The sequence below is a fragment of the Dactylosporangium fulvum genome, from assembly GCF_025137375.1.
Taxonomy (GTDB): Bacteria; Actinomycetota; Actinomycetes; order Mycobacteriales; family Micromonosporaceae; genus Dactylosporangium; species Dactylosporangium fulvum.
Genome location: NZ_CP073720.1, coordinates 9,685,834 through 9,701,057, shown reverse-complemented (window position 1 = coordinate 9,701,057; position 15,224 = coordinate 9,685,834). Strand labels below are relative to the sequence as shown.

General features: G+C 69.6%; 11 protein-coding genes. 6 read left to right on the top strand and 5 right to left on the bottom strand.

Going from position 1 to position 15,224, the window contains the following annotated elements:
• Positions 1 to 203 precede the first annotated feature (203 nt).
• The 3 genes from Dfulv_RS44730 to Dfulv_RS44725 all read left to right on the top strand — a co-directional run bounded on the left by Dfulv_RS44730 (position 204) and on the right by Dfulv_RS44725 (position 2,914).
• Positions 204 to 1,604: a hypothetical protein gene (locus Dfulv_RS44730; protein ID WP_259859871.1), complete on the top strand. Its 1,401-nt coding sequence runs from the start codon at positions 204 to 206 to the stop codon at positions 1,602 to 1,604.
• Between the two features lie 67 nt (positions 1,605 to 1,671).
• Positions 1,672 to 2,067: a helix-turn-helix domain-containing protein gene (locus tag Dfulv_RS49015; RefSeq protein ID WP_406567886.1), complete on the top strand. Its 396-nt coding sequence runs from the start codon at positions 1,672 to 1,674 to the stop codon at positions 2,065 to 2,067.
• 163 nt (positions 2,068 to 2,230) lie between these two features.
• Entirely contained in the window at positions 2,231 to 2,914 is a 684-nt protein-coding gene (locus Dfulv_RS44725) for a TetR/AcrR family transcriptional regulator (RefSeq protein ID WP_259859870.1), read from the top strand.
• Positions 2,915 to 3,059: 145 nt separating this feature from the next.
• Here Dfulv_RS44725 and Dfulv_RS44720 read toward each other — a convergent pair whose 3' ends face one another.
• On the bottom strand, positions 3,060 to 4,610 hold the full coding sequence (locus Dfulv_RS44720) for an amidohydrolase family protein (RefSeq protein WP_259859869.1): 1,551 nt from the start codon (positions 4,608 to 4,610) through the stop codon (positions 3,060 to 3,062).
• Positions 4,611 to 4,854: 244 nt separating this feature from the next.
• On the opposite strand from Dfulv_RS44720, the gene Dfulv_RS44715 reads away from it, so the two are divergent.
• Positions 4,855 to 5,226: a hypothetical protein gene (locus Dfulv_RS44715; RefSeq protein ID WP_259859868.1), complete on the top strand. Its 372-nt coding sequence runs from the start codon at positions 4,855 to 4,857 to the stop codon at positions 5,224 to 5,226.
• Between the two features lie 279 nt (positions 5,227 to 5,505).
• Here Dfulv_RS44715 and Dfulv_RS44710 read toward each other — a convergent pair whose 3' ends face one another.
• The 3 genes from Dfulv_RS44710 to Dfulv_RS44700 all read right to left on the bottom strand — a co-directional run bounded on the left by Dfulv_RS44710 (position 5,506) and on the right by Dfulv_RS44700 (position 12,359).
• Positions 5,506 to 7,602, bottom strand: coding sequence for a DEAD/DEAH box helicase (locus tag Dfulv_RS44710; RefSeq protein WP_259869483.1), 2,097 nt, complete (start codon positions 7,600 to 7,602; stop codon positions 5,506 to 5,508).
• 24 nt (positions 7,603 to 7,626) lie between these two features.
• On the bottom strand, positions 7,627 to 11,301 hold the full coding sequence (locus Dfulv_RS44705; protein ID WP_259859867.1) for a PQQ-dependent sugar dehydrogenase: 3,675 nt from the start codon (positions 11,299 to 11,301) through the stop codon (positions 7,627 to 7,629).
• Between the two features lie 113 nt (positions 11,302 to 11,414).
• A complete protein-coding gene (locus tag Dfulv_RS44700) occupies positions 11,415 to 12,359 on the bottom strand; it encodes a C40 family peptidase (RefSeq protein ID WP_259859866.1) in 945 nt (314 codons plus the stop codon).
• A gap of 80 nt (positions 12,360 to 12,439) precedes the next feature.
• On the opposite strand from Dfulv_RS44700, the gene Dfulv_RS44695 reads away from it, so the two are divergent.
• Positions 12,440 to 12,652, top strand: a complete 213-nt coding sequence (locus Dfulv_RS44695; protein ID WP_259859865.1) for a heavy-metal-associated domain-containing protein — start codon at positions 12,440 to 12,442, stop codon at positions 12,650 to 12,652.
• The gene (locus Dfulv_RS44690; protein ID WP_259859864.1) at positions 12,633 to 13,517 is read left to right on the top strand and encodes a hypothetical protein; all 885 of its coding nucleotides are present in this window, start codon (positions 12,633 to 12,635) and stop codon (positions 13,515 to 13,517) included. The genes Dfulv_RS44695 and Dfulv_RS44690 overlap by 20 nt, the downstream gene beginning before the upstream one ends.
• Positions 13,518 to 13,565: 48 nt before the next feature.
• On the opposite strand, the gene Dfulv_RS44685 is transcribed toward Dfulv_RS44690, so the two are convergent.
• Positions 13,566 to 15,209 (bottom strand): DEAD/DEAH box helicase, encoded by a 1,644-nt coding sequence (locus Dfulv_RS44685; RefSeq protein ID WP_259859863.1) that lies wholly within the window; start codon positions 15,207 to 15,209, stop codon positions 13,566 to 13,568.
• Positions 15,210 to 15,224: the final 15 nt, after the last annotated feature.

The window sequence follows — 15,224 nt, the reverse complement described above, 5'->3', positions numbered from 1 at the left end:
ACTCCTCCGGCAAGGGCCCGAAGAAGCCCAAGGAGAAGTACCAGGACGACGAGGACTGAATCCTTTTCGTAGGGTGATCGTCCGTTTGTAGGTTATGGCGTGCAACCTTCCTGCCTGGTACACAAGTCCTGATCCTCGTGGCGTCCGGTCCTCTGGCGGGCCGACTGCCCATAGGGTGTCGGGGTCGGAAGGTAGGAGGCGCCGTGCGGTTCGAGGTCAGCCGGGTCATGGACACGATCGAGCAGCGGCTGACGACTGACGTCACGCTCGCTCAGGCCGTGGTGGACCTGGCGGAGGTGGCCAGGTTCATGACCCTCGACGGGGGTCGGCCGATCAACCTGCTGCGTCTGGGCATGGTGATCGATGCGCTGAGTCGCTACCTGATCGACGCGGGCGCCATGCTCTATCCGGTGGTGGGCCGCGAGGTGCTCTCCGAGTCGGCGCTGACGTCGAAGGAGCGCATGGTCCTGGGCCGCTGGGCCGACGACGGCCTGATCGAGGTCACGCCGGTGGTGGCCGACCGACCCGTCGAGATCGCCGATTTCACCGGGCTTCCCCTGATTGTGGTACGGGACGTGCCGCAGTACGCCACACGGTTCCCCTGGCTGACCGACAGCCCCGAGCGGATCCTCCGGCTGATCCCGCGGGCCGGGGGCGCGGTGCTCAGCCCCGCTGGTGAGCCCGTTCCGCCCAAGGACGGCAAGGAACGCCTGGTGATCATGGGCAAGGCGACGCTGCCGATCATCCCGGTCGACCCGCCCACGGCGGACGCCTCCCCTGATGAGTCACCGGCGGATTCCTCCGCGTCCGACGCCTCTTCCCCGTCTTCTTCGGCTGCTCCGTCTCCTTCGGATTCTTCGACTTCGGCGGATGCCGCCGGCCCCCCGCCGGCTGATGCGGCTTCGGACGGCAAGGCCGGGCTGCAGTCGTTCAAGGCTCGCGGCTCCCAGCGCTTCGGCCGCACCCGGGTGGTGCGCCGCCGCTTCACCAGGGCCGAGCCGAGCGGCGTCGGTGCCGCGCTGATGGCCCGCGAGTGGCAGTGCAGCGAGCCCGACTGCCCCGCGTTCGGCCGGTTCCGCAGGATCGGCCAGCCGGTGCCGAGGATGCGCGCCGGCGTTCCCGCCTGCCCCCGCCACGGCGAGCCGCTCAAGGACGTGGGCCTCCGCCCGCCGGCCTTCGCGGTGGCGGTGGTGGTGGAGGACCTGGCGCGGCGCAGGTTCGTGGTGAGCTCCGAGCACCCGGTGGTGGTCGGCCGCGAGCCCGCCGATCCTGAGGACGTCTCCGTGGGCTCCTGGCTGCACGAGGCCGCAGCGGCGTGGATCGCCAAGGAGCATGTGAAGCTGGCGGTGGACGGCGACCGCCTGGTGGTGACCGACACCAGCGACAACGGCACGGTCATCTGGAAGCGCTCGGCGCCCGACATCAAGGAGGAGACCGAGCGTTTGTACCGCAAGTCGTACAAACTGGACGGATGGGACTCGGTGGAGCTGTACACGGGCGTCGAGTTGGTGGTCGGCGACCACCGCCTCCAGACCGTGGTCGGTTCCGAGCCCGCGTCAGTCCTGCTGGACGCCCCGACAGTCGCCCTGCGCCTGGTCGACTAATGCTCAGTTCCTCTTTGGGGGTGTAGGTCATCGGTGCCCTGCGGTGGGATGCGGGGGGCGATCTGTCATGCCGAAGTTGCTGTACGCGCGTCCTCCGGTCGATGCGGAGGAGGGGTGCAAGGTCCGCAGGCTGGCCGGGGCCAGGCATGGGCCGGCGGAATGGGTCGTGCGGGCGAGGACGGTCGCGGCGAGTTGGGGCGGGCAGCGCGCCAGCACGATCGCCGCGCGGTTGGGCTGTCACATGCAGGCGGTGCGGGAACGGTTGGCCCGGTTCAACGCCGAGGGTATCGACGGGCGTCGAGATCGCCTACGCCGTAGACACCGCAACGACGCAGCTCAACTCCCATGCCCGCCCCTGGGCGTGGGGACGGCCACCACCACCCAACCGCACACTCCGCCACAAGATCGTGTACTGCCTTTGAGGAACGTTGCACTAGGCGGACTTGTTCGGTCCGTCCGGTAGCCTCGGACCCGACCGCCTGGCGCCTGCTGCCGGCTGTGAAACCCACGCGCCTGCCAGGCTGGCCGCAGCCAGAGCCCCTGGCGCTACCCGGGCGACGGACACCATTATTACTGCGTACCGTAGAGACAGTTTTGAACAATCACAAGACCTCCGTGGAGGACAGGTGAGGCTCGACTTCCTGTGGGACGGCCGCGCGCAGCCGACCCGCGGTCCCAAACCGGCACTGAGCCTCAAGCACATCGCCGACGCCGGGATCGCGATCGCCGACGCCGAAGGACTCGGGGCCGTCACCATGCAGCGGGTCGCCGACGACCTGGGCTTCACCAAGATGTCCCTCTATCGATACGTGGCGGGCAAGGCGGAGCTCGTGGCTCTCATGGTCGAGCGCGCCATCGGTGAGCCACCAGACATCAGCACGACCGGCTGGCGGGTTGGTCTGAAGGAGTGGGCCCACCACCTGCTCGCGGCATACCTGCGGCATACCTGGACGCTGGAGGCGCTCCTCGGCCCCCGTCCCGTCGGCCCCAACGAACTGGGCTGGATGGAGCGCGCGGTGAGCATCCTGACCGCGACCAACCTGACCGGAAGCGAGCGGCTCGACGCGATCGCGGTGCTCGCCGGGCATGCCCGCTCGATCGCCCAGCAGTCCATGGTGGGTCGGCAACCCGAAGAGGACATCGCAGCGATGATCGGCGAGCAGCTCCGCCGTCACGGCGACCGCTTCCCGGCACTGGTCGCGACGATGGCCACAGCGGCCACCGACGGCGGGCACGACCAGGCGTTCGAGTTCGGTCTGGAGCGGATCCTCGACGGCCTCGACATCCTTATCACACAACGCGCCCGCTAGCGATCAGTGCGGGTGGGGGAACCCGCAACAGCCGCGCTATCGCCGAGATCAGTTACCGGGTCGAGGCAGTTACAGAGCGACGTCGGCACATGCCGCCTGTGGCGCGTGACACCCCGGTGCGCCGCGGGACGTCAAACTGGCTGTGTCAGCCGCAGCACCCCGTGGTTGCTGACATTGTCGATGTCGTGCGGGCCACGGCCTCGATGTCGGCAAGCATGCGCTGTCGTTCGGTGGAGGAGACGAATCGGCCACGGAGCATCAGCGCGTGGATCCTCTGAGTATTGCGGATGTCGTGGAGAGGGTTGGCGTCCAGGATCACGAGATCGGCGAGGTGGCCTTGGCGGACGGTTCCCAGTGAGTGCTGTAGGCCGAGGTAGCGGGCCGGCTCGCGGGTCGCTGCTTGCAGTGCCTCCATCGGAGTGAATCCTGCCGATACGAGCAGCGCCAATTCGTCGTGTACCGCGAAGCCTGGGTAGCCGAAAGGGGCTCCGCTGGCATCAGTGCCGACCAGGATCTGGACACCGGCTCGGTGCATCTCGTTGAGAACCCGAAGCCGGTGTTGGAACAGAACCCGGTATTGGGCGGACTTTTGCGGAGTGCGCCCGTTCACGAAGGTGCTCTCCAGTTGGAGTTTCCAAGTCTCCAGCGTTCCGGGCGGCAGGTACTTCAGCCGTTCGTGGTCGGGAACGATGTCATCGGGCAGGTCCGTAGTACGGTGCATGATCATGGTTGGTGTCACCGCGACTTGCTCGCGCTTCAACTGGGCGTAGACGTCGGCGGCTCGGCGTGGGTTGTATGTGTTGGCCGCAAGCCATTCCGCAGCGTGGATCCCCTGGAACCAGTCGCGATGACCGTTGCCATCGCCCGCGAGCGTAATGGCGGCGAGCATTCGGCGGACTTCTGCTTCCGAGCCAGATGCTCCGAGTAGCGCCGGGAAGAGGTGCTCGAAGCTGCGTTGCCCAGCCCTGGCGGCCTCGATGATCGGGACGATGTCCGGCATGTGGCCGGCGAACGGGATTCGTTCCCGCCGAGCCTCGTTGGCGATGGCGTGGAGGCTCTGGCGGTTGAGCCGGCTGTAGATCTTGATGAAGTCGGCGCCGTCGAGCTTGGCTTGGCGTACTGCGTTATGCGCTTGCCGCGCGCTGATGATCTCCTCGTAGAGGCCGGCGTCGTTGCCGGACCAGATTGACGGCTTGCCGTCGAGGATGTGGCTGCCGATGACCCATCGCGGCCCGATCAGGTCGCCTGTCTCGATCTGATCCCGCCATTGATGGACCCAAGGGAGGCCCATCATCTCGCGAACCGTGGTGACTCCGGTGGCGATATACAACTGGGGAAGGATCCCCTCCGGGAAGAGGGAGTGGACATGCATGTCGCACAGCCCGGGGATGACGAACTTTCCCGCCAGATCCACGGTCCTTGTGCCAACGGGGACTGGAACCTCGGAACTTCTGCCCAGCGTGGCGATCCGTCCGCCCCGGACGAGCACGGTCATGTCCGGCCGGGGCGGGGCGCCGGTGGCGTCGATGACCGTCACATGGGTCAGCGCGATCAGATCACCGTCATCAGTCGGTCTGGGCGTGGCGACGGCTGGCGTCGACGGGCCCAGGCTGACGGCACCGACTGCGGCACCGATCCCCGCCGCGAGCGCGCCGCGTCGAGAGATCGGGTGCCGCAGCAGTGGCTTCTCTTCCATGTGGACAGTCCTTCCTTGCGGCCGTTCCCGGACGGCCAACGGCGGATGGCGCGGAGGGCGGCGACGAGTCGGCGAAGTCCGGCACTGCGGAGCCGGGTCCGCCGCCACACCCTGATAAAACTCGATAAACCGCGTCCGCCAGATACTGTATCTAGTAGACACAATTTTGCTCCACGCCGCAACCCGCGGGGTCGCTCATCGCCAGTCCCTCGCGGCCTGGATCTCGGCGTAGTGCGGGTTGTGCATGACGCTCAGCAAGTTGCCGAAACGGGTCGACGACCGTGGCGGTCACGAAGCCCGAGCCGCGGTCCTGCGGGCGCTCGTGCTCGGTCGCACCCAGGGCCAGCAGCCGCTCGAACATGCCGTGCACGTCGTCGACGTGCCAGTAGAGGACGACGCCGCCCTGGCCGGACGCCACGCCCGCCGGGCGGTACCGGCTATCGATCAGGCCGAGCTCGTCCAGATCGTCGCCGAGCCGCCATTCGGCGTAGCCGTCGCGGAGAAAGTACGGCTCGAAGCCGAGTTCCTCAAAGGCAGTAGTTGGGCCGCCAATGCTGTCTCAGCGAATTGCGCAACAGGCTCTATGGCAGCACAAAGTCTTCGCGATCATGAGTAACGCGCCAGTGAGTCTTGACCTTGGTCGATTTCCGTGCCCAGGGCCACCAAAACCGACCAAGGTCAACTTCTGGCGCGGCCGACGACCGCTCGGCCGGCAAGCCAGCAGCCAACCAAGCGCCCGGACTGCTGAGCGGCTGGTCTGGCGAGCGGCTGGCGGTCAGTCGCCGCGGTGCGGCCAGGGCGAGCCGCGTGGCCGGCCAAGCGCCCCACGAGTAGGTGCGGTCGGGCGGGTGCCGCGTGCAGTAGCCGGGACGAGCTGTGCGTCTGGGAGCCGGTGTCAGGCGGACAAGGCCAGCGCGAACGGGAGGACGGCCGGGGCGCCGGACTGGCGGAGCAGGCGGGCGACGATCGCCATGGTCCAGCCGCTGTCGACCAGGTCGTCGACCAGCAGCACCGGGCCGGTCAGCGTGGGCAGGCGGGACGCGAGCGACGGAGGGACCGTGAAGGCGGCGTGCAGGGCGCGGACGCGCTGGGCGCTGTTCGTGCGTGAAGCCGCGTCCGCCGAGGCGCTCGGGGTGACCGTGCCGAGGAGGGGCAGGCGGCCGACTTCGGCGATTCGCTCGCCCAGCGACTCGACCAGCCGTGGGGTGCTGTGCGAGCCGACCACCACAACACCGGCCGGGCGCTCGGGCCAGCGGTCCTCGCCCTTCGCCCACTCGGCCAGGGTGGCGACCACGCCCGCGAAGACGTCGTCGGGGACCGGGCCGTCGGGGGAGGCCAGCAGGCGGCGGAGCTTGTCGCCCCAGCCCAGGTCGCTGAGCCGGCCGATCGCGCGGCCCGGCAGGGCCTGCTCGCCGGCCGGGATCTTGCCCGACAACGACACGCCGATGGCGGACAGGCCCGTCGGCCACATGCGACGCGGAGCGATCTCGACGCCGGCCCGGCCCAGGTGTGCCCGGGCGCTTGCGAGCGCGTCGCCCGACACCTCGGTCGAATACCAGGCCCCGGCGCAGTTGTCGCAGCGCCCGCACGGGGTCGCCGCCGGGTCGTCGAGCAGCGAGCGCAGGTATTCCATCCGGCACGACGTCAGCGCCGCATACTGCCGCATCGACTCCTGCTCCGCCGCGCGGGCCTCGGAGATCCGCGCATAGCGCGCCGTGTCGTGCTCCCACGTGAGGCCGGTCGACTCCCAGCCGCCGCGCACCCGCCGGACCGCGCCGTCGACGTCGAGGACCTTCAGCATCAGCTCCAGCCGGTTGCGGCGCAGCTCGACCCGGGGCTCCAGGGCGGCCGTGGACAGCGGGCGGTCGGCGGCGGCGAGCACGTCGAGGACGGCACGCACCTGCTCCTCCGGCGGGAAGGCCAGCGACGCGAAGTATCGCCAGATGGCGGCGTCCTCGGTGCCTGGAAGCAGGAGCACGTCGGCCTTGCGCACGGCCCGGCCCGCGCGGCCCACCTGCTGGTAGTACGCAATCGGGGAGGACGGGGCGCCCAGGTGCACCACAAAACCGAGGTCGGGCTTGTCGAAGCCCATGCCGAGCGCCGATGTCGCGACGAGCGCCTTGATCCGGTTGTCGAGGAGGTCGGCCTCGGCGGCGCGGCGGTCGCTGTCCTCGGACTGGCCCGTGTAGGCCGCCACCTCGTAGCCCTGGCCGCGCAGGTAGGCGGCCGCCTCGTGTGCGCCGGCGACGGTCAGCGTGTAGATGATCCCGGAGCCCGGCAGGTCCCGCAGGTGGTCGGCGAGCCAGGCGAGCCGGTGTGCGGCCGAGGGGAGTGTGAGCGAGCCCAGCCGCAGCGACTCGCGGTCGAGGGAGCCGCGCAGCACCAGGGCGTCGCCGAGTTGCTCGGCCACGTCCTCCGTGACCCGGGCGTTGGCGGTCGCGGTGGTCGCGAGCACCGGCGTGCCGGGGGCCAGGTCGAGCAGCAGGGTGCGCAGCCGCCGGTAGTCGGGGCGGAAGTCGTGGCCCCAGTCGGAGACGCAGTGCGCCTCGTCGACGACCAGCAGGCCGGTGGTGGCGGCGAGCTTGGGCAGGACGTTGTCACGGAAGTCGGGGTTGTTGAGCCGCTCGGGGCTCACCAGCAGCACGTCGACGGCGCCGGCCGTGATCTCCGCGGTGATCTCGTCCCACTCCTCCAGGTTGGCGGAGTTGATCGTGCGAGCGGTGATGCCGGCCCGCGCGGCGGCGTCGACCTGGTTGCGCATCAGGGCGAGCAGCGGCGACACGATCACGGTCGGGCCGGCGCCGCGGGCGCGCAGCAGCGCGGTCGCCACGAAGTAGACCGCGGACTTGCCCCAGCCGGTGCGCTGCACGCACAGCACCCGGCGATGCCGGCCGACCAGGGCCTCGATGGCTATCCACTGGTCCTCCCGCAACTCAGCGGAAGGACCAGCGAGCTTCTTCAGAACAACAGACGCTTCCTGACGCACACCCAGAAGCTAGCAACCGGGTATGACACATCAGGGCGTGAACCGCACAGCCTTGCCCGTCGCCAGTGACGCTTGGTTGTAGGAGAACTGCGCGGCGTCAGTACCGGTCGCGTTCTCCACGCCCACCGTCGCCCCGCTGCCCTGCTCGATCGCGTTGTCCAGGCTGGCGTAGTACATCGTGATCGTCCCGTCGGGCGCGAACGCCACCGAGAACGAGATGCGGTTGTGCACGCCGTTGCCGTAGATGTACGGGTTGCGCCACTCGATCACCACCGAGCCGTCGACGGTCGCCATGCGCACCGAGGCCGACGAGTCGACCACGAGATCGTCCCAGAACGGGTAGACGGTGGCGTTCGGCACGGCGGGGGACGGCAGGGCCGAGTGCTCGACGTACGTCGTGCCCGGGTTCACGAACGACACCTTGCCGTTCGTGTCGACCCACGCGGTGGTGTACGTCTCGCCGTACAACTTCACCGGCAGCGGCAGCGTGACCTGCAAGATGTTGTCGTCACCGGTCAGCGGCAGCACGGTGGTCTCCGCGGCCACGAGCGGCGCGGTCAGCGTCGAGATCGTGTAGGAGCCGGGCGGTGGCGTGGGTGGCGCGGCGGGCACGGTCAGGTTGACCGTCTTCGAGGACGAACTCAGCGTGACCGATGTGGACGCGGACTGCCCGTTGTAGGACGCCGTGACGGTGTATGTGCCGTACAGCACGTCACTGAACGAGTAGCCGCCGGAACCACCGGTGATGGCCGAGAGGCCGCCGGGGGAGACGGTGACCGAAGCGCCGGAGACCGCGCCCCCGCCTTCCACCGTGACCGTCCCGGAGATCGTTCCGGTGGTCGGCGCAGGCGGCGGGTCCGAGCCGCCGCCCGGCGCGGTGAAGACCACCGCGCGGCCCGACTGCAGCTTCGGCGTGTTCACCGAGTACGCGAGGGCGACCGTACCGTCGGCGTTCTCGATGCCGATCGTGGCCCCGCTGCCCTTCTCGAAGTCGTTGTCCAGGCTCGCGTAGTTGGTGATCACGTCGCCCTTCTCCGAGAGGATCGCCTCGAAGGTGATGCGCCGGCTGGTGTTGCCGTAGATGTAGGGGTTGCGCCACTCGATGACAAACTGCCGGTTCGGGGCCGTGCCCACGGTGGTGGTTCTGATCGACGCGTTGCCGTCGACGACCAGGTCGTCGTGGAACGCGTAGACCGTCGCGTTGGGCAGTGCCGCGTTGGGCAGCGTGGTGTTCTGCCACGTGGCGGCGCCGTTCGGGTTGACGAAGCTGACCAGGCCGTTCGTGTCGACCCAGGCGGTCGTGTAGCTCTGCCCGTACAACTTGATCGGGAACGGCAGGGTGATCTGCTGCACGCCCTCGTCCCCGGTGAGGGGCAGGACCGTCGTGTCGGCGTTGACGAACGTCCGCGTCTGCGTGGTGCACACGTAGCCGAAGGAGTCCGAGCACGTCCCGCCACCGGTCGCCGTGTAGGTGGCGGTGTAGGTCGTGTTGCTCACCGGGGCCGTGATCACCTGCGTCGCCGCGCCCCCGTTGCTCCAGGAGTCGAAGGCGTACGAGGTGCCGTTGAGCGTCTGCGGGCTGGGCGCGGACACGGTCTGCGTCGACTTCTGGATGACCGTCTGGGTGAACGGCGTGACCCCGGTGATCGAGCCGACCGTGACGTTGAGCCCGGCCGGAACCGAGTTGAACGTCATGTTCACCGTCTTCGGGTCGACCCGCCGCGTGACGGTCGTGCTCAGGCCGCTGCTGTCGGTGGCCGTCAGCCGCAGTTCGACGTAGGACGGGTACTCGTGGTCGGGCCCGATGAACGAGCCCGAGGCCCCGTTCAGGTCGGTGATGTAGTGCTGGTGGCAGTTGTCCGGTGCGGCGCAGTGCTGCAGGATCAGCTGCCAGTGCAGGTTCGCCGCCGGGATGGTGCCGTCCTGCTCGTCGGTGGCGTGGCCGGTGAAGGTGATCGTGTCGTTGGTCGCCCACGTGACGCCCGCCGCGGGCGTGTCGATCACCGGGACCGGTGCGCTGGTGCCCACCATGATCTGCAGCGTCTTGCTGTCGGACAGGCCACCGGCGTCGGTGACACGGAGCCGGGCGGTGTAGGTGCCGGCCGAGTTGTACGTGAACGAGGCCGACGGACCGACCGCGTCCCACGTGCCGTCGTTGGTGAAGTCCCACTGGTACGTCAGGACGTCGCCGGCGTTCGGGTCACTCGTGCCGGCCGAGTTGAACTGCACGGTTAGCGGCGGCGCGCCCGAGGTCTTGTCCGCGCCGATCACGGCCACCGGCGGCTGGTTGCCGGCGTTGTAGTTGATCCGCCGCACCGTGCCGCCGTCGATGTCGACGTAGTACAGGTCGCCGCCAGGGCCGATCTCCAGGTCGACCGGGCCGGCCGCGCCCGGCGCGAACGTCTGGATCTTCGCCGGGTCGGGCGTGCCGTTGGTCGTCTTCATCGCGTAGATGCAGTTGCGCGCGTAGTCGGCCCAGAAGAGCGCGCCCTGGTACTGCGCGGGGTAGCTGCCGCCGGACGTCGGGTAGAAGGCCACGCCGGTCGGGCTGGAACCGCCCGTCGGGCAGCCGTCGTTGGCGTTGACCTGCTGGTGGTGCCCGTACGTGTAGACGGGGCCCGTCGACGTGTTGTTGCTGTACAGCGACTGGCACAGCGCGAGGCCGGCGTCACGGTACCCGGGCTGGGGGTTGTTGCCCTCGTAGCAGGGCCAGCCGAAGTTCGTCACCGGTGTCGCCAGCGGGTTGGCGAGCCGGTTGATCTCCTCCCAGGTCCGCCAGCCGACGTCGCCGATCCAGATCTCGCTGGTGCCGGGCTTGAACGTCCAGCGGAACGGGTTGCGCAGGCCGTACGCCACGATGCGGCGCGCGTTCGCGTCCGTGCTGGCGTTGTACATCGGGTTGTCGGTCTTCGCCGCGCCCGTGTTCGGGTCGATGCGGATCATCGTGCCGCTCAGCCCGGTCGGGTCGCCCGTGGTGCGCAGGTCCTGCGAGCGCAGCGCGCCGCCCTCGGCGGTCGGCGGGCTGAGTGCCGCGCCGACGCCGCCCGGCGGGTCGCCGCACGGGTTGACCGGGTTGCCCCGCTGGCCCCAGTCGGTGAAGACCGGGCTCGCGCCGTCGCCGCCGCTGACGTACAGCGCGCCGTCCGGGCCGAACCCGACGTCGCCGATCGAGTGGGTCTCGAACTGCTGGCACCAGTCGTTGATGAGCACCTGTTCGGTGCCCGTCCAGGTGTCACCGTTGGCGGTGAGCTTCGACAGCCGGCCGCTGACGATGCAGCCGGTGCCGGGGGTCGGGCAGCTGTCGCCGATGTCGAGGCCGCCGCCGATCGGCTGGGTCCAGGTGTACGTCACGTAGACCGACGGGTTCGACGGGAAGTTCGGCGGCACCGCCAGGCCGAGCAGGCCCTTGTCCTCGTTGTTGTGGACTCGGCCGGAGAGGTCGGCGAAGAGTGTCGGGGTCGGGTCCGAGAGGCTGTCGAACACCTTGATGGTGCCGCCCTTTTCCGCGACGAACACCCGGCCGTCCGGTGCGAAGACCAGCTTGGTCGGGTGGTCCAGCCCGGAAAGCACGATCTGTTCCGAGAAACCGCTCGGAAGCGTTGTCACCGCGGTGGCGGCCTCCGGCGAAGTGAATGCGACGGTGGTCGGCACGCCCAGTGCGAGCGCAAGACCCATTGCCAAGCGGGAGCGGCGGGAACGCCTCATCGACAGCACTCCTGGGGGCGGATGCGCGGGAACAGTCAAGTAGAAGCCCAGCGTCCGCTTCATGCTGTCGGCTAGCCGACGTTCACACCTCCGCCGTTAGGTCACAAACAATCTTATGAGCCGCCGTAATTCGGTCGGCCATAGCCGACAATCGGTGCATAGTCGAGCAGTCGCATCGAGATCCGCTCACCCGTTCGTGGCGCCTCGACGACCCGTCCGGCACCGATGTACAACCCCACATGGCTGACGTCCTTGTAGTAGAAGACGAGATCGCCGGGGCGCAGTTCCTCGCGCCGGATCGGGGTGACCGTCTTCTTCTGCCGGGCGGCGTTGTGGGGCAGTACGACTCCCGCGGCTTTCCAGGCGGCCATGGTCAGACCCGAGCAGTCGAACGAATTCGGTCCGTCCGCACCCCATTGGTAGACCTTGCCGAGCTGGGCATACGCGAATTGGACGGCCCGTCCCGCCGGATCGTTGGTGAAAACCGGACGATAACCATCGTTCAGCGCACCGTGCGGTGTCCTGATCCGCCCGTTCTGTAGCCTTCTCACCTGCGATTCGATCGTCGCTTTCCGGGTGCTGAGCTCTTGTTGCTGCGCGTATTGTTGTTCGCGCAGCGTCTGCAGCTCGGCGCGCTGTGTCCCGAGATCGTGCTCGGCGCGTTTCAGGGCTTTCAACGCGCCGGTGCGGCGGTGTTCCAGGTGGTTGAGTGTGGCGAGTTGATCCATCAGCGTCTCGGGTGAGTCCGCGCCGATGAGCACGGCCGTGCTGCCGACGGCGCCGCTGCGGTACAGCGTCGCGGCGATCTCGGCGGCGGCTCGCTGCGCGGCCTCCACCTGGGCCTGGAGCGGGCCCATCCGGGCGTTGACCCGCTCGAGCTGTGCATTGGTCGCCCGCAGGTCGTCACGGACGGCGTTGTACCGTTCGATGACGCTCTCGAGCTCCTGCCAGGCGTTGGCGAGCAACCGTTGCCGGTCCGCGGCCGGGTCGGCGTGTCCGGCGCCCGGCGCTCCCAGGAGAATGAATCCTGCGGCGACGAGCGTGGCGGCGCTGCGCAAGGTATGGCGTAACCCCACGTGTCACCAACGCCACAAATAGGACAAAAGTTATCGAAAGTCCCTCGGTAGAGGTGGTTCCCATGTCCTTCACGTCCGAGTACACGGTCAACGGCATGACCTGCGGCCATTGCGTCAGCGCTGTGACGGAGGAGCTGACCCGGCTTCCGGGGGTTCATGAGGTACTGGTCGAGCTGTCCACCGGCGCCGTCACGGTGGTGAGCGACGGGCCGCTGCCGCTCGACGAGGTGCGCACGGCGGTCGACGAGGCGGGGTATGAACTCGTCGTCGTTTAGGGCACCCCTGATCGCCGCGGCCGTCGTCGGCGCGCTCCTGCTGGGATTCGTGATCGCCCGTGCGACGGCGCCGCCGGCCTCGTCGGGCGCCGGGCCGTCCGGGCCCGCGGCGGCCACCGCGATCCCGTCCCACTCCCACGGCGGCGCCGTCGCCGGCGACCTCGCCGGATTGTCGCTCAGTGCGGGCGGCTTCACGCTCGTGCCGGGCACCACGTCGTTCGCCGCCGGGGCCCAGCAGCAGTTCTCGTTCCGGGTCATGGGCCCGGACGGCAAGCCGGCGACGCGGTTCGTGCTCAATCACGAGAAGCTGATGCACTTCATCGTGGTGCGGCACGACCTGACCGGCTTCCAGCACCTGCACCCGGAGATGGCCCCGGACGGCACCTGGACCGCCCCGCTGACGTTGCCGTCGCCGGGGATCTTCCGGTTGTACGCCGACTTCGTCACCTTCGACCCGGCGGGCCAGCAGTTGCCGCTGACGCTGGCGGTCGACGCGACGGTGGCGGGCAACTACGTCCCGGTCGCGCTGCCGGCCGCGGCCCGGATCGCGGAGGTGGACGGCTTCACGGTCGCCGTGGAGGGCACACCGCGGGTCAACGCCACCCAGCCGCTCTCGTTCCGGGTCCTCACGGGCGGTTCGCCGGTCACCGACCTGGAGCGGTACCTGGGGGCCTACGGGCACCTGGTCGTCGTCCGCGAGGGGGACCAGGGATACCTGCACGTGCACCCCGAGGACCAGCTCGTGGGCGGGGCGGTGAAGTTCTGGCTGTCCGCGCCGAGCCCGGGGCGCTACCGGATGTACTTCGAGTTTCAGAAGTCCGGCGCCGTCCACCGGGCCGAGTTCACGTTCGACGTCACGTCCTGACGAACGGGGGCGGGCCGCATGCGGCCCGCCCCTGTCACGCTGTCGGTGTTACGCCTCCGAGTCCGCGTCGACGGCGGCCTCGGTCGTGTCGCCGGCAGCGCCGCGGCCACGGCCGCCACGGCGGCGGCGACGGCGGGTGCGGGCGGCGCGGGGCTCGGCCTCGTCGGTCGCGTCGTCCGCGGTCACGACGACCGCGCTGTCCTCAGCGGTCTCGTCGATGTCGACGGTGGCGGTGGCGTCGTCCGTGAACGCGGCCTCGTCGACCTCGCCCCGCCGCCGGCGGCGGCGCTGACGGCGCGGCTGGGCCGGCGCCTCGGCGGTCTCCGGGGCGGTGGCGGCCGGACCGCGTCCGCGCGTGCGACCCCGCCGCCCGCGCGGCTTGCCCTCGACGTCCTCGAGCTTCTCGGCCGCGAGGCCGGCGCGCTTGCGGTCGGCCGTGGGCAGCGAACCGGTCGTGCCGTCCGGGATGTCGATGTCGGCCAGCAGGTGCGCCGACGTGTGATACGTCTCCGGGGGCTCGGCCAGATCCATCCCGAGGCTCTTGTCGATGATCCGCCACCGGGGCATGTCTTCCCAGTCGACGAACGTCACCGCGACGCCCGTGGCGCCCGCCCGGCCGGTGCGGCCGATGCGGTGCGTGTAGGTGTCGGCGTCCTCGGGGCAGTCGTAGTTGATGACGTGGGTGACGCCGGAGACGTCGAGGCCGCGGGCGGCGACGTCGGTGGCGACCAGCACGTCGATCTTGCCGCCGCGGAACGCCCGCAGGGCCCGCTCACGGGCGCCCTGGCCCAGGTCGCCGTGGACGGCTGCCGCGGCGAACCCGCGGAAGTCGAGGTCCTCGGCGACTCGGTCGGCGGCGCGCTTGGTGCGGCAGAAGATCATGGTCAGGCCGCGGTCGTTCGCCTGCAGCACGCGCGCCACGATCTCGATCTTGTTGAGCGGATGCGTGCGGTACACGAACTGCTTCGTCAGCGGCGAAGGACCGGTGTGGGCGTCGTGGTGCGCGTGGATCGTCATCGGCTGGCGCAGGAACCGGCGGGCCAGCGTCACGATCGGGTCGGGCATCGTCGCCGAGAAGAGCATCGTCTGCCGGTCCTCCGGCAGCAGCGTCAGGATGCGCTCGACGTCGTCGAGGAAGCCGAGGTCGAGCATCCGGTCGGCCTCGTCGAGCACCAGTGCGCGCACCGAGTGCAGGCGCAGGTGCTTGCCCTTGGCCAGGTCGAGCAGGCGGCCGGGCGTGCCGACCACGATCTCGACGCCCTTCTGCAGCGCGTCGATCTGCGGCTCGTAGGCCACCCCGCCATACAGCGGGAGCACGCGCACGCCGCGCGTCTTGCCGGCGGCGGCGATGTCGCGGGCCACCTGAAGGCCCAGCTCACGGGTCGGCACCACGACGAGCGCCTGCGGGAGGCCGTCGGCGCCCTCGCCGGGTGCGGTGACCCGGTCGAGCAGCGGAACGCCGAAGCCGAGGGTCTTGCCGGTGCCGGTCGGCGCCTGGCCGATGAGATCGGTGCCGCGCAGCGCGATGGGCACGGCGTATTCCTGGATCGCGAAGGCTCGCGTGATGCCGACGGCTTCCAGCGCGGCCACGGTCTCGGGCCGGGCGCCCAGGTCGGCGAATGTGGGACTGTCCGCGCGCACAGGGGCGCGGGGGGCCACCGTCTCGGCGGCCTCGGTGTTGTCGATCGTCATGTTTTGCTCGGGGTG

What these genes read in the sequence shown, in the direction of transcription:
- Dfulv_RS49015 (WP_406567886.1), top strand. Translation starts at nt 1,672, where the DNA reads ATGCCGAAGTTGCTGTACGCGCGTCCTCCGGTCGATGCGGAGGAGGGG.
- Dfulv_RS44720 (WP_259859869.1), bottom strand. Translation starts at nt 4,610, where the DNA reads ATGGAAGAGAAGCCACTGCTGCGGCACCCGATCTCTCGACGCGGCGCG.
- Dfulv_RS44715 (WP_259859868.1), top strand. Translation starts at nt 4,855, where the DNA reads ATGACGCTCAGCAAGTTGCCGAAACGGGTCGACGACCGTGGCGGTCAC.
- Dfulv_RS44705 (WP_259859867.1), bottom strand. Translation starts at nt 11,301, where the DNA reads ATGAGGCGTTCCCGCCGCTCCCGCTTGGCAATGGGTCTTGCGCTCGCA.
- Dfulv_RS44695 (WP_259859865.1), top strand. Translation starts at nt 12,440, where the DNA reads ATGTCCTTCACGTCCGAGTACACGGTCAACGGCATGACCTGCGGCCAT.
- Dfulv_RS44690 (WP_259859864.1), top strand. Translation starts at nt 12,633, where the DNA reads ATGAACTCGTCGTCGTTTAGGGCACCCCTGATCGCCGCGGCCGTCGTC.
- Dfulv_RS44685 (WP_259859863.1), bottom strand. Translation starts at nt 15,209, where the DNA reads ATGACGATCGACAACACCGAGGCCGCCGAGACGGTGGCCCCCCGCGCC.